Source organism: Myxococcus sp. NMCA1, from assembly GCF_026810205.1.
Lineage (GTDB): Bacteria > Myxococcota > Myxococcia > Myxococcales > Myxococcaceae > Myxococcus > Myxococcus xanthus_A.
The window spans coordinates 1,879,857-1,892,276 of record NZ_CP113950.1; the positions used below are offsets into that span (position 1 = coordinate 1,879,857).

Below are 12,420 nucleotides of genomic sequence, written 5' to 3' on the forward strand. Positions count from 1 at the left end.
ATGCTCGGGGGGAACTTCACATCTTGATGTAGACGCTGACGCCCGTGCGGAAGAGCGGCAGGCCCATGGGCGGGATTTCCACCACGGAGGCGTCAGGCTGGAAGCGGAACTCGGTGCCGCGTGGCCCCAGTGGCGCTTCGACGAAGAGCTGCGCCACCACGTCTCGCAGCACGGCGATGTCGAAGTCGATGCGGCCCAGCATCGAGGGGTCACTCAGGTTCGTCAGCGCGGTGAGCGTCAGGCGGGGCTCGAACTGGCTGCGCCGGTCGATGCTGACCAGGGCCATGCCATAAGCACGTCCGAAGAACAGAGGCCGGTAGTCCGCGGTGGAGCGCTGCCACGTCAGCTGCGCGCGATCATCCGTGCCCAGCGAGTTGTAGAAGCCCTCCAGCCGGATGATGGTGCGGTAGACGTCCGCCACGCGGAAGGTGCCCTTGATGCCGCCACTGACCTGCGGCTTCGGGCCCCCGAAGGGGCGCTCGACGTAGCCGGCCTCCCCGCGCTCCCACAGGCGCGCGGGGAGGTCTTGCAGGAGTGCCATCTCCGCGTTGAGGTCGAAGGGCCCCAAGCCCACCGACCAGTCGATGCCATACCGGGGGCGGCGGCCCTGCTGGAAGGCCGCCGACAGCGCCAGCTCGCTGGGGCCGAGCACCACCTCCGCGCGCAGCGCTCCGCCATAGCGTACCGGGCGGTCCTCCGGTCCGTTCAGGTCCGCCGTGGCGATGAGCCACAGGCTGGAGGCCATCTCCTCCCACGGCACGTTCACCTTCAGCATGTCCACGCCGGTGCGCAGGTCCACCGGGTCGAGCGGCCGGGGATTGGGCGCCTGGAGGAAGTCCGTGGGATTCCAGATGCGGGAGCTGCCCCAGCGCACCTGCTGGCGGCCCGCGGTGATGAAGACGCGGTGGGCCAGGCCGAAGCGGAACCAGAACTGGTCCAGGACCGACTTCGGCGTGGAGAACTGCATGTCGAGCGGATCGTAGAGAAGCCGCCCGCGCACGAACCCGCGAATCTGCTCGGAGGGATTGATGTCCAGATACAGGTCCGCGAGCGATGGCAGCACGGGCGTCAGCGGCGTTCCCGGGCCGCCGCGCGAGGCGCTCAGCTCCGCGCGCTGGAAGTAGGCGCCGCCCAGCGTGAGGATGTCCGGAGGCCCATCATCGTTCGCGGCTCGCGGAGGGCCTCCATCCACGAACTGTGGCTGGCGGAAGGTCTCGCGGATGTCCGTCTTGGACGGCTGCTTGTCCGCGTGGGTGGGCGAGGGCTCGGGGAAGGTGTCGTCATCCGACGCCTCCATCGACACCGGGCGCACCATCAACGGGTCCCACGTGTCCGAAGGCTCCTCCACCACGGCGGGTTGCACCATCAGCGGGTCGGGTGTGTCGACTCGCGCGGGGAGGTTCGGCTCGGCGGGAGGCGGTGGCGCCTGAGTCACGGGCGCTTCCGGCGCGACTTCGGGTGGGCTCGGGGCTTGCGCCGGTTCGGCTGTCTCGGATGAGACGGAGCGCGATGTCTTTGTTTCACTCCGGGCCCGGGCCGGGGTCGTGCGCTTCTTTTTCGTGACGCGGCGTTTGGTGAGGCTCGATGCGTTCGGCTTCTGTGTGCGCCGGACCTTGGCGGGAGGCTCCACGGCGGTGCCCGTGGCTTCTGGCGGCGCAGCCGTGGTGAGCGCTGCCCCGAGGAGAATCAGTGCAGCGGACGTAATGGTGAAGGGCATCGTGAAGCCACGAAGGGGAGGCGGGGGCCTGCCAGGGGAGACCGCGCGACGGACAGTGCGGTGTGTTGCACAGTCGTGTCGCCCAGAGCCTAGCGCACCGTTTGGCCTGACGCACTCAAGGGCCAGCCCGCGTTGACATCTCATGAGCCACCACGGCAGCATTGCAACCCCCTCACCCCCTGGAGTCCACTTCGATGGCGTCGGAAGACACGTTCCAGCAGGTGCATCACCCCGTGGATGCTTCCTCCGTGAGTGCCCAGCCCTCGGAGCCCTCCGCGGAGCTCGCCGCCGCTCCCGAAAAGCTCGACGAGATTGAGGAGATCGACTTCCTCCTCGAGGAAATCGAAAGCAAGATCGCTCCGCTCGCCCTCGCGTGAGCCGGACCGACGTCCTCGTGCGTCATTACAACGAAGCATTCTCCGCGTACTGGCACCCGGTTGCGTTCTCGCAGGAGCTGGGCGAGCGCCCGCTCGCCGCGCGTCTGCTCGAAACCGACCTGGTGGTGTGGCGCACGGGCCAGGGCGTCGCGGCGTCACAGCGTTATTGCGCACACCGAGGCGCGGACCTCCGTGACGGTCAGCCCACGGCGGATGGCATCCGTTGTGCCTTTCATGGCTGGACCTACGGCGCGGACGGACGCTGTGTGAGAATTCCGTCGCAACCCGGAGTGGCGGTCCCGCCTCGCGCGGCGCTTGCGTCATTTCGTGCCACGGAGCGTTACGGTCTGGTGTGGGTATGTCTGGCCCCAGCGCCGGCCGCGCCGCTGCCCGAGTGGCCGGAACTGGAGGACAACAGCGTGGCCACGGTCGCGTTGCCCCTGCTCGACTGGGATGTGTCCGCCGGCCGCATGGTGGAGGTCATCCTCGACGTGGCCCACTTGTCGTGGGTGCACGACGGCACCTTCGGCAATCCGGCCCAGGAGGAGGTTCCTCCCTATGACGTGGAGGCGCGTCCCGACGGCGTGCGCGCACAGATTGTCTATCCCGCGCTGTCGCCGTCCATCGGTGGGGCGCCGCCCCGGGTGGACCGCACCACGCTCACGTATGAGGTGACGTGGCCCTTCGCCGTGAAGCTGGCCTTCAAGCCCACGCTCTTCTACGTCCACACGGTCTACGCCATCGCCTCGCCCGTGTCGGAAGAAAAGATGCGATGCTTCTACTTCTGCTCGTACCATCTTCGGCTGCGCGCTCACTTTCCGGACATGTTCCTGAAGAGCGAGCAGGCCATCCTCGAACAGGACCGGCGAGTCCTCGAGGGCGTGCGGCCCCGGGCCCACCCCACGAGCTTCGCGGGTGAAATCTTCACCAAGGCGGACCGGCTTCCCGCCGAGTACCGCCGGGGCGTGATTGCCATCCGGCAGGGCCGTGCGCCCGCGGATGGCGGCCCTCTTCCGGAATGAACGTGCCGGGCTCCATGCCCGGGGAGGCAAGACATCGTGAGACTCCTCGTCCTGGCCTTGGCGCTGGGGTTGTGTGCCTGCAAGCCGCGCGCGGAAGCCCCCCAGGAGGCCAGGCCTCCCGCCGCGCCGCGGCAAGACGCCGTGCGCACGCAGGGTGACGCGCCCAAGAGCCCGGAGGCACAGCGGCTGGAGCGAGGCCGCTACCTGGTGGAGAACGTGCTGGCGTGCGGCGCCTGTCACTCGGAGCGGGACTGGACGCGTTACGGGGGGCCGGTCCAGGGCGCCCCGCTGTCGGGCGCGTGCCAGGACGAGCAGTGGGGGCTGCCGGGGCGCGTCTGCTCGCCCAACATCACCTCCGACCCCGAGCACGGCATCGGCAAGTGGACGGACGCGGAGCTGCTGCGGGCCCTGCGCGAGGGCTTTGGCCGTGACGGCCGGGTACTGGTGCCGATGATGCCGTACCTCTTCTACCGCGAGCTGTCGGACGACGACGCGAAGGCGGTCGTCGCGTGGCTTCGTCAGGTGCCCGCGTCGTCCAAGGTCGTGGCTCGTTCGAGCCTGCCCGAGGAGATGATGAACGCGCTCGATGGGCTCGCCTCGGCCCTGCCGGGGCCCGTGCCGCCCCCCGCGGATGACCCTGTCGCCCGGGGCCGCTATCTCACGCAGGTGGCGCAGTGCGCCGCATGTCACGCGGGCATGGATGAGGCGGGCACGCCCTTCGCTGGAGGCCGTCCCATGCCCACGCCCTACGCGCCGGAGGTCGCGTCGAACCTCACACCCCACGCGCAGGGACTGCACACCCTGAGCGAAGAGGCGTTCATCGCCCGCTTCACGGCCTTCCGCGACCTGGCCCCGGCGCCCAGCGCCCAGGGGCAGGTCAACAAGCTCGTCATGCCCTGGGGCTTCTACGCCGGGCTGTCCCAGGAGGACCTGCGGGCCATGTACCGTTACCTCCGGACGGTGCCCGCCGCGGTGCCTGCCCGTGCCGCCGAAGCACCGTGACGCTTTTTGGTTCCAACTCGGGATGCCCGCTAGACTGCGAGACCCTGTTCCCCCGCGTCGTCGCTCCGCCCCCTCATGAAAAAGCCTTTCGCACTTCTCTTATGCCTGTCCTCCTGGGCGCTCGGTTCGGGCTGCAACCTGCTCGACATCTCTGACGCGGAGGGGACGCGTGGTCGTGGCGCGAGGGCCTTCGACCCGTATTCGAGCTCGGCCTCCGGTGCCATCTCCCTCAGCCTCCTGGCCTTCAATGGCTGCGCCATCCTCCCCAATGGCGAGCCGGTGGCGCGAGGAGACGTGAACCTGCCGGAAGGCGCGTATCCAGACGTCTGCACGCGGCTGAATGACGGTGCCCCGCTGGGTCCGCCCATGCCGCCCTTCGCGCGCTTCAACGTCACGCCGGGCACCATCTACTTCCTGCGTGAAATCACGCTGGTGGACACCGTCTTCGGCCAGCACACCGAATTCAACAACCGGCAGGCGCCCGCGACCTGGGCCCGCCGGCAGTCGCGGTTCAAGTCGCTCGACTGGAGCGGGCTGACCATCGGCCAGGAGACCTGGCGGGACCGGGGCAGCGGCGCCTTCCAGCGCGAGACGTACTTCGAGAACGCCGCGTGGATGATTTCCAACAATGACTCCTTCCTGGTGGAGGTGCTGGACTCGGATGGCAACGCGCGCGCGTCGCAGACCTACCTGCGCCGGGACTTCCTCGCGGAGAACGCCACCACCGGCCGCACGCGCGTGAGCTGGGCCGTGGACGGGCTGGCGCGGCCCCGCTTCCCGGATGATCCGGAACCGCAGCCGCCCGGCGTCGACCCCATCTACCAGACGGTGGTGAAGGTCTCGGTGGCCAACGCCACCAACCCGTTCAAGTCCATCACCATGCCTGACATCTCCGGGGACGGCGCCATTCGCGTCACCTGGAGCCTGATGCCCGAAGCGCCCTTCTACTTCCCGGTGACCTTCGTCCCGGAGCAGGAGCGTCCAGCCACCTGCTTCCGGCTGGGGCCGGATGGGCTCGCGACGGACGAGCAGGTGCCCTGTGGTTTCGGACTGGAGCAGGCCGTGCGCATCCGCACGCCGCAGAACGGCCGCTACTACATGCCGGGTGAGACGGTGGACTTCATGGTGTCGCTGCGTGACGGCGACGGCAACGGCCTGCACTCGCGCGACCTGCTACCCACCTACAACGAGTACGTAAACGGCGACTCCAACGGGCTCGCCTACTTCAACGACTTCATGATCTTCACCTACCGGGACACGAGCAGCTCGGAGTCCGGTTTCAAGGTGGTGGGGCCGCTGCAGGACCTCCGCGTGGCCAACGGCACCTACCAACTGCCGTACTTCTCCTATCCCGGCACGAGCGAACCGCGCTTCTTCGTGGAGCCCGGCCTGCCGTCCATCCTCCCTGGCTACGCGGACTCACAGCCGCCCGCCCGCTACGCCGTCGCGCTGCCTCCGGACGCGAAGCCCGGTACCTATGCCATCGTCCTCAAGGGCCACCGCAGCTACATGGGCGAGCGTCTCAACCGGCTGGATCCCTTCTTCTTCCAGGTGGGCCAGGAGCAGAAGACGACCTATCCGGAGCGCATCGGCAACTGCCAGGTGTGCCACAACGGGACCAACTCCCTGTCCAACGTGCACCACGGCATGGCCGTGGACCACGTGGAGCTCTGCAAGACGTGCCACTTCGAGCAGGCCGTGGGGCAGGTGTCGGACATCGTCCACCGCATCCACGCCTCCTCCCGCAAGTACTCGCAGAACCGCGCGGACTGCACCCTGTGCCACCTGACGCGTGAGAGCACGCTGCGGCCCAGCCTCATGTCCTGCAACGGCTGCCACGTGCAGTCGCACGGCACGGAGTACTACGACCTGTACTTCGCGGAGATGCACGTGACGCCGAACGCGTATGGCAACTGCGCCAACGCCTGCCACGCAGAGACGCCGCCCATGCAGCACATCCTTCCGCCCCAGTGAGAACGACCGCCATGAAGACCTCCCTGAGGGCTTTCGCAGTCACCTCCAGCCTTGCCTTGGCGTTCTCCGGTGGATGTTCGGGCAGCGACGGCCCGCCCACGTCCACCCCCGACGACGCATACACGGACTTGCCGGAGGCGAAGACCACCGTGTCGGGCATCGCCTTCGACCCGGAGGCGTTCTTCTTCTCGATGGCGACGTTCCCGGTGATGGACCCGGAGATGCCGCCTCCGCCGCCCTTCCTGTTCGAGAACATTCCCTACGTGTTCCGCTCCGCGCCGGTGGGCGCGCGGGTGAGCGTCGTGCGTGACGGGGTGTCGCTGGACTCCAGCGGGCCGGTGGCGCCCAACGGCCTCTGGCAGGTGCGCGGCGTGCCGTCGGGCAACGAGACGGCGTACAAGCTGAAGGTGGAGCCGCCGCTGGAAGGCCTGGTGATGGGCGCGCCGCAGATGTTCCCCGCGCCCCCCTTCGAACCCATCCCCGAGGCGACCTACTACCCCACGTCGACGCTGCGCCCCTTCACGGCGGGGCCTTCGTCCTGCCTCGTGCAGGTGGCCGGCGTGGTGGGTGACGCGGGCGCGCTGGCCGCGGTGGCGACGCTGCGCACGGACATGGGCATCCCCACCACGCCCGCGGACCTCGTGGACCCCACGCGGACGGGTGGGGTGGCGCTCGTCTGGGTGTACGCGCCGAGCGAGGCGTTCGACCTGTTCAACATCCCCGCGGACAGCATCGCGGCGGAGACGTCGGCGGGCTCGCTCTACGCCATCGAGTGGGCGCCGCCGGGCCTGTTCCCGGGCCAGTCCCCCCTGGGCTACTTCGCCACGCCCGAGGCGACGAGCTCACTGGGCTACTTCGCCGTCGTCCTGCCGCCGGGCACCACCGAGCCGGTGACGGTGAGCTTCGTGGACGAGGGCACCAGCCCTCCGGAGGAAGAGAGCCCCTTCCGCATCCGGCCCTGGAACGTCCCGCCGCTCACGCTGACGCCCGAACCCGGCGTGGGCTTCGCCCGGGTGCTCGCCGTTCCGTCCGTGACGCCGCCGTTCGACCCGGACGCGGAGCCGGTGCCCGAGCCGGACCTGGGCTGGATGTGCCGGTGACGGCCTAGCGCCAGGGCTCCACGTAGAGCTGCCGGAAGCGAATGGAGGGCTGTCCGAAGGACACGGGCAGCGGGCCATGGTCCAGCTTCCGGCAGCCTCGCGTGGCGAAGAGGTTGCTCACGTCCTCGCCCACCGCGTCGATGGCTGCCAGGGCCTCCAGGCCATTGCCGCGCAGGATTCCCGGCGAGACACGGCGCCCCAGGTGGCCGTCGCGAATCTCGCGGGCCTCCACCACGTAGAAGCTGAAGTCGCCCGACAGTAGGTTCATGTGCCGGGGCGTGAGGTGCTGCACCAACAGCCCGTGGGGCACGTCCGCCATCAGCGTCTCCAGCCGGCCCTGGTGAGGCTCCACCCGGGTGTGGCCCATGCGGGCCAGGGGCGGATGCCGGTAGCTGACGCGGCGGCCGTGGCCATTGCAGCCCAGCCCCAGCACCGCGGCGCTTCGGGTGTCCACCAGCGGCGTGCCGACAATTCCCCCGCGCAGCAGCGGGACGGGCCTGGCGGCATGGCCTTCGTCATCCCAGGCGAAGGTGAGCGCGCCGTGCGCATCCGTCGGGTCATCGGACACGGAGACGTGCTCACCCGCGACGCGCTGGCCCCGCCGGTGCGCCAGGTAGGAGCCTCCGCGTGCGACGACATCGCCTTCCAGTGGATGGCCACACACCTCGTGGAAGAAGCACGCGGACGCGGCCCCGGGAGGGAACACGATGGGCAACGCGCCCGTGGGGCAGGGCTGCACGGGCGCGCTCTCTCGCAGCGCTCGCACCATGGCTTCCACCCGCGCGGACAGTGCTGGCAGGTCCGCCAGCAGCTGGTCCGTATCCGGGAAGGCCGAGCACCGCCAGGCGTCCACGCTGGTGCCGCCTTCCGTGTGGAAGGCCTTGAGCTCCAGCAGGGCGTGTCGCTGCCGGTCCTCCGTCTGGCGGTCGTGTCCGTGGAACAGGGCCCCTCGGTCCACCTCGCGCAGCAGAATCTCCAGGTGCGAGGCCCCCGCGGCGCGAGCTGTCTCCACCAAGTGGAGGAGCGCCGCTTCCACGGCTTCGTCCGGTGCGGAGCGCAGGGGGGGCGGAGCGAGCAAGGACTCACCGCGTGCCGCGACCTCCGAGGGCAGTTCGCCGGGGGGCACCTTGTCGCCTGGCAGGTCCGCCCACCGCCACTCCACGCCGCCGGCAAGGCTCCGGCACGAGGCCCAACCCTTTTCGGTCAGAGGCGCCTGGAGGCGGAGCCCCGAGCGGACGTGGACGGAATCGCGCACCTCACGCCGCTCCAAGAACCAGTCCGCCATGCAGGTGTCTCCTCCTGGGAATCCTATCACCAACCGCCAGGGACGCCGCGGTCACCGCGCGCTCCGGCATGAGGCATGATGCGAAGTACTCGTGAGCACGGTGGATCCTCGGATGCCTGGAGTCGATGAGCGCACGTGCGCGGGCGTGGACCTGGTTGCGTTGAGGGACGCCGCTTGTTCGGCGGCCGTGAAGGGCGAGCTCTTCTTGTCCGCGGAGCGACGCCTCAATCTGGAACTCGAAGCGCGCACGGGTGCCTTCACCACGAGCACCGGCGAGTCGCTGTGGGCGAGCGCGCGGGTGCAACGCGTGGACGGCGTGGGCATGAGCTCGCGCCATGTCGGCGCCCCCGGCGAGCTGTCCTCGTTGCTGGAGGGCGCTGCCGCTGCGGCGCCCATGGCTGGCGCGTTGCCGGAGCCGCTGGCGCCGGGGGCGGCCTCTTCCCCTGTGGCGTTGCCAGCGCTCTCACGGGTGCGGGCCCAGGCCTGGGCAGCGCGCGTGTCGAGCACGGTGGTGCCACGGACGGGCATTGTCCAGGCGCTGGTGCTCAGCCAGTCCGAGACATGGACGGCCCACGTGCTCGCAGGTGCATCCCGGGCGCACGTGGAATCGCGCGAGGAAGTCTTCGTGCGCTGCGAGACGGAGCGGGGCGCGGTGGTGGACGCGGTGGCGCTGGGGGCGGGGCAAGGCGCGCACGCCCTGGAGGCACTCCGCTCCCGCCTCGCGGAGGCCTTCGATGCGCTGGAAGGCCCCGTGGACGCGGTGGACCCCGCGCTGCCGCTCGTGTTGCGCCCCGCCGTGGCGGCGCCCCTGGTGGCGGGGCTCGTGTGGATGCTTCGGGGAGACGTGGCCGCGGCGACGCCCGCGCTCGCGCGTGCCCTGGGACGCAAGCTGTTCCCGTCGGTACTTGGGCTCGAGGATGACGCGGCCCATCCGCAAGGCACACGCCGGCGTGCCTTGGACGACGAGGGAATGCCGATGCACCCGGTGCGGCTGGTGGACGAAGGCCGGCTGAGTGGCTTCCTCCACACCGCGTCCACGGCGCCGAGGTTGGGTGGCGTCTCCAACGGACGGGCGCTGCGTTCGATGCTCGCGGGCCCCACGCCCAACGCCCTCAACCCGTTCGTCATGCCCAGGGCCGACCCGCTCCCCGCGCACTACACGGAGCTCATCGCACGCGTGGAGACCTTCACCACCATGCCGCGTCCCGGCACCGTCACGTTGGTGGCGGGTGGTTGGGAGGTTCGCGACGGCCGTCGTGTGCGCCGCATCGCTCCGGTGGAATTGGAGCTCCCCGTGCTGGAAACCTTCCGCGCGCTGCGCGGCGTGGGGACGGACCTGACCTTCTTCCCCACCGCCGAGGGCTGTGGCACGCCGACGCTCGTCTTCCCGCCCCTGCTGTCGGGTGCCCAGGGAGGGCAGGCGGCCAGGTGATGTCCACGCCCCCGGGGGCGGAGCAGTACCAGCCAGGCGACGCCAGGCTGTCTGCCCAGCGGGCAGGACGCGCGCTGGCCCCGAATCCAGTGCATGCTGCGCGCACGACGCTGGGCCGCCGGTACGAGGCCCCAGGGCCCAGGGAGGCGGCGTCACGGGAGGACACGGATGTCGGGTCAGTCGCTGGCGGCGAAGATGCTGGAAGGGGCGCGGGAGTGGGCGAAGCGATTGCCGACCGCGCTCTCCAACGACATGGCGGTGGACGTGAGCCGCAGGCGGGTGCGCCTGTCGCATGCGCGCGTGGAGACCGTGGTGCGCCAGCTGCTCGCCCGGCTGAAGAACTTCGAGCTGCGGGAGTGGTCCGCGCGGGAGAACGTCTATGACGTCCGCTTCTCCGTGCACGGCTGGAAGCTGCGCGTGGAGACGGCGCTGGAGCGCGTGGAGATGGCCTCCGGGCGCTACCGGCTGTGGTTGAAGACGCCGGGCGTGGTGGAGCTGGAGGAGTCCCGCACGGCTTCGTCGCTGATGATGGGCGTGCTCCGCGCGGGGGCGGGCCGGGCCGCGATGCGGGTGTTGGCGGAGCGACTGCTTCCTCCCGGCATTCGTTGGGACGGTCAGGTGTTACAGGTGGAAGGGCCGTTGCCCGAAGAGGGCGTGCTGCCCGCCCGGCTGTTCGACTCGGCCTCCCTGGCCATGACCGCCGAGCATCAGTCCGAGGGCCTGTGGCTGGCCGCCGAGGCCTGGCCCGGGCTCATGGACCTGCTCCAGGTGGTGTTTGGCACGGAACTTCCGCGCACGCCCCCCGGCGCCTAGCGGGCCAGGCCAGGAAGTCAGCCCCCGGCTGCTCCTCGTTCCGGGAGGGCGGGGGGCCAGTGGCGTCCAGGAATGTGCCCTCCAGGGCGCTCCCCAGGGGCCGCGGGCACCCCCAGATTGAAGGAACGTCCGGCGTTGAAGGGGCGTCAGACGATTTTCGGGGCGTGGTACCACGAGTCAAGGGGCTGGAATTCTTCGGTTCTACGCCACGTTTCCTTCACGCGGCGAACAGCCGGTGGAGATTCGGGGCCTTCCACATTCGACATTGGCCCCTCGACAGGCTAGAGGCTGCCTGTCTCGCTCTATGGGACGGGCCGCGGCCTCGCGCCGCACGCAGAAAGAAGAAGAAACATGGCAACTGGCACCGTGAAATGGTTCAACGACGCGAAGGGCTTTGGCTTTATCGCCCAGGACGACGGTGGGGCCGACGTGTTCTGCCACCACACCGCTATCCAGACGGATGGCTTCCGTAGCCTGGCCGAAGGCCAGAAGGTGGAGTTCGAGACCCGGAAGGGCCCCAAGGGCCTTCAGGCCGAGAACGTCCGCGTAGTCGGCTGAGAGCTCAGGCTCAGCACCATCAGCCCGGTCTCCTCACTGCGAGGCCGGGCTTTTGTTTTCAGCGAGGGAGGCTCCATGCAAGGAAGATCCACGAAGCGCCAGAAAGAGCAGGCGCGCAAGCAGCACCAGCAGGAGAAGAACGCGAAGCGCGAGGAGCGCAAGAAGGAGAAGTCCGAGCGCGGGCCGCGCCAGCCGGGTGAGGTCGACCCCGATATCGCGGACATCATTCCCGGTCCCCAGCCGCCGCTGGAGATTTGAGCCCAATATCGTGCCGCCTGGGCTTGCCACGTGGTCAGTGGTGCCCAGGGCAACCTTCCGGGACGGCGCCCACGCCCCCGGGAGGACGCAGTATCCACTTCCCCTCACGTCAACGCAGCCAGCGCTCCTGTGCGGCCTTCACGGCCCGGTGGCGCGCAGCACCTCGGCGCGGGTGATGTGGTCCAGGCGGAAGTGGCGGCGCTCCCCGGTGGTGAGGTCCTCCCCGTCGACGCGTGTCTCGTGCCGGTTCATGATGACGGACATCACCCGCACGTCGCGGACCGTCTCCAGGAAGTTGCTGTCGACGTAGGTGATGCGCAACGGCTGCTGCTCGAACCACGCTCGCTCCAACGCTTCACGGACGGGCTTCTTGCTCGGCAGTGACGGCACGCCGATGAACGCCAACTCCCTCAGCCGGGTGAGCAGCTCGCGCTGGGCGGAGGTGGAGAGCGCCGCGCGCACCTTGTCCAGCGCGGACTCCAGCGTGCCCGCGAAGGGCATCAGCCGCATGTCGATGGCGAAGCGCCCCAGCGCGACGACGAGCGCCGCCTCGCGCGCGGTGAAGTTCACCGGCGGCAGGCTGTAGCTGCGATCCAACGCGTAGCCACCGCCACGGCCGCGCTCGGCGGACACCGGCATCGACGAGGCGCGCAGCGAATCCAGGTCCCGGTAGATGGTTCGCACCGTGACGCCGAACCGCTCGGCGAGGACTTCCGCGGTGACACCGGTACGGCGGCCCCGGAGGTATTCGGCGAGGGCGAAGAGACGCTCGGTGCGCTGCATGGAGATGGAGCATGGAGAGGAAACCTGACATACCACTGTCACACCTCTCCCTCAAGATGACGTGATGTCCCTGGAGCAACGTGCCTTGCATCCCACGCC

Annotated in this window: 12 protein-coding genes; 9 read left to right on the forward strand and 3 right to left on the reverse strand. The window is 69.5% G+C overall.

The window, feature by feature from the left end:
- Positions 1-16: 16 nt before the first annotated feature.
- Complete coding sequence (locus OZ403_RS07990) at positions 17-1,435, reverse strand: hypothetical protein (protein WP_140788745.1); 1,419 nt, start codon at positions 1,433-1,435, stop codon at positions 17-19.
- A 476-nt stretch (positions 1,436-1,911) separates the two neighbouring features.
- On the opposite strand from OZ403_RS07990, the gene OZ403_RS07995 reads away from it, so the two are divergent.
- The 5 genes from OZ403_RS07995 to OZ403_RS08015 all read left to right on the forward strand — a co-directional run bounded on the left by OZ403_RS07995 (position 1,912) and on the right by OZ403_RS08015 (position 7,192).
- Complete coding sequence (locus OZ403_RS07995) at positions 1,912-2,094, forward strand: Xan family putative trans-acting RiPP leader peptide (protein WP_140788747.1); 183 nt, start codon at positions 1,912-1,914, stop codon at positions 2,092-2,094.
- A 17-nt stretch (positions 2,095-2,111) separates the two neighbouring features.
- On the forward strand, positions 2,112-3,116 hold the full coding sequence (locus OZ403_RS08000; protein WP_268783835.1) for a Rieske 2Fe-2S domain-containing protein: 1,005 nt from the start codon (positions 2,112-2,114) through the stop codon (positions 3,114-3,116).
- A 36-nt stretch (positions 3,117-3,152) separates the two neighbouring features.
- Complete coding sequence (locus tag OZ403_RS08005; protein WP_268783836.1) at positions 3,153-4,118, forward strand: c-type cytochrome; 966 nt, start codon at positions 3,153-3,155, stop codon at positions 4,116-4,118.
- A 75-nt stretch (positions 4,119-4,193) separates the two neighbouring features.
- A complete protein-coding gene (locus OZ403_RS08010; protein ID WP_140853371.1) occupies positions 4,194-6,092 on the forward strand; it encodes a hypothetical protein in 1,899 nt (632 codons plus the stop codon).
- Between the two features lie 11 nt (positions 6,093-6,103).
- Positions 6,104-7,192 carry a hypothetical protein gene (locus OZ403_RS08015; RefSeq protein ID WP_140788755.1) on the forward strand — a complete coding sequence of 363 codons (1,089 nt, stop codon included), beginning with the start codon at positions 6,104-6,106 and terminating at the stop codon, positions 7,190-7,192.
- 4 nt (positions 7,193-7,196) lie between these two features.
- On the opposite strand, the gene OZ403_RS08020 is transcribed toward OZ403_RS08015, so the two are convergent.
- Positions 7,197-8,477, reverse strand: coding sequence for a TldD/PmbA family protein (locus OZ403_RS08020; protein WP_268783837.1), 1,281 nt, complete (start codon positions 8,475-8,477; stop codon positions 7,197-7,199).
- A 112-nt stretch (positions 8,478-8,589) separates the two neighbouring features.
- On the opposite strand from OZ403_RS08020, the gene OZ403_RS08025 reads away from it, so the two are divergent.
- The 4 genes from OZ403_RS08025 (at position 8,590) to OZ403_RS08040 (ending at position 11,538) form a co-directional block, all read left to right on the forward strand.
- Positions 8,590-9,909, forward strand: a complete 1,320-nt coding sequence (locus tag OZ403_RS08025) for a metallopeptidase TldD-related protein (protein WP_140853374.1) — start codon at positions 8,590-8,592, stop codon at positions 9,907-9,909.
- Between the two features lie 168 nt (positions 9,910-10,077).
- On the forward strand, positions 10,078-10,722 hold the full coding sequence (locus tag OZ403_RS08030; protein WP_140797589.1) for a hypothetical protein: 645 nt from the start codon (positions 10,078-10,080) through the stop codon (positions 10,720-10,722).
- A gap of 351 nt (positions 10,723-11,073) precedes the next feature.
- Complete coding sequence (locus OZ403_RS08035; protein ID WP_140788763.1) at positions 11,074-11,280, forward strand: cold-shock protein; 207 nt, start codon at positions 11,074-11,076, stop codon at positions 11,278-11,280.
- 75 nt (positions 11,281-11,355) lie between these two features.
- Complete coding sequence (locus OZ403_RS08040) at positions 11,356-11,538, forward strand: hypothetical protein (RefSeq protein WP_140788765.1); 183 nt, start codon at positions 11,356-11,358, stop codon at positions 11,536-11,538.
- Positions 11,539-11,676: 138 nt separating this feature from the next.
- Here the strand turns inward: OZ403_RS08040 and OZ403_RS08045 are convergent, their stop codons facing one another.
- Entirely contained in the window at positions 11,677-12,321 is a 645-nt protein-coding gene (locus tag OZ403_RS08045) for a helix-turn-helix transcriptional regulator (RefSeq protein ID WP_140796373.1), read from the reverse strand.
- Between the last annotated feature and the right edge of the window lie 99 nt (positions 12,322-12,420).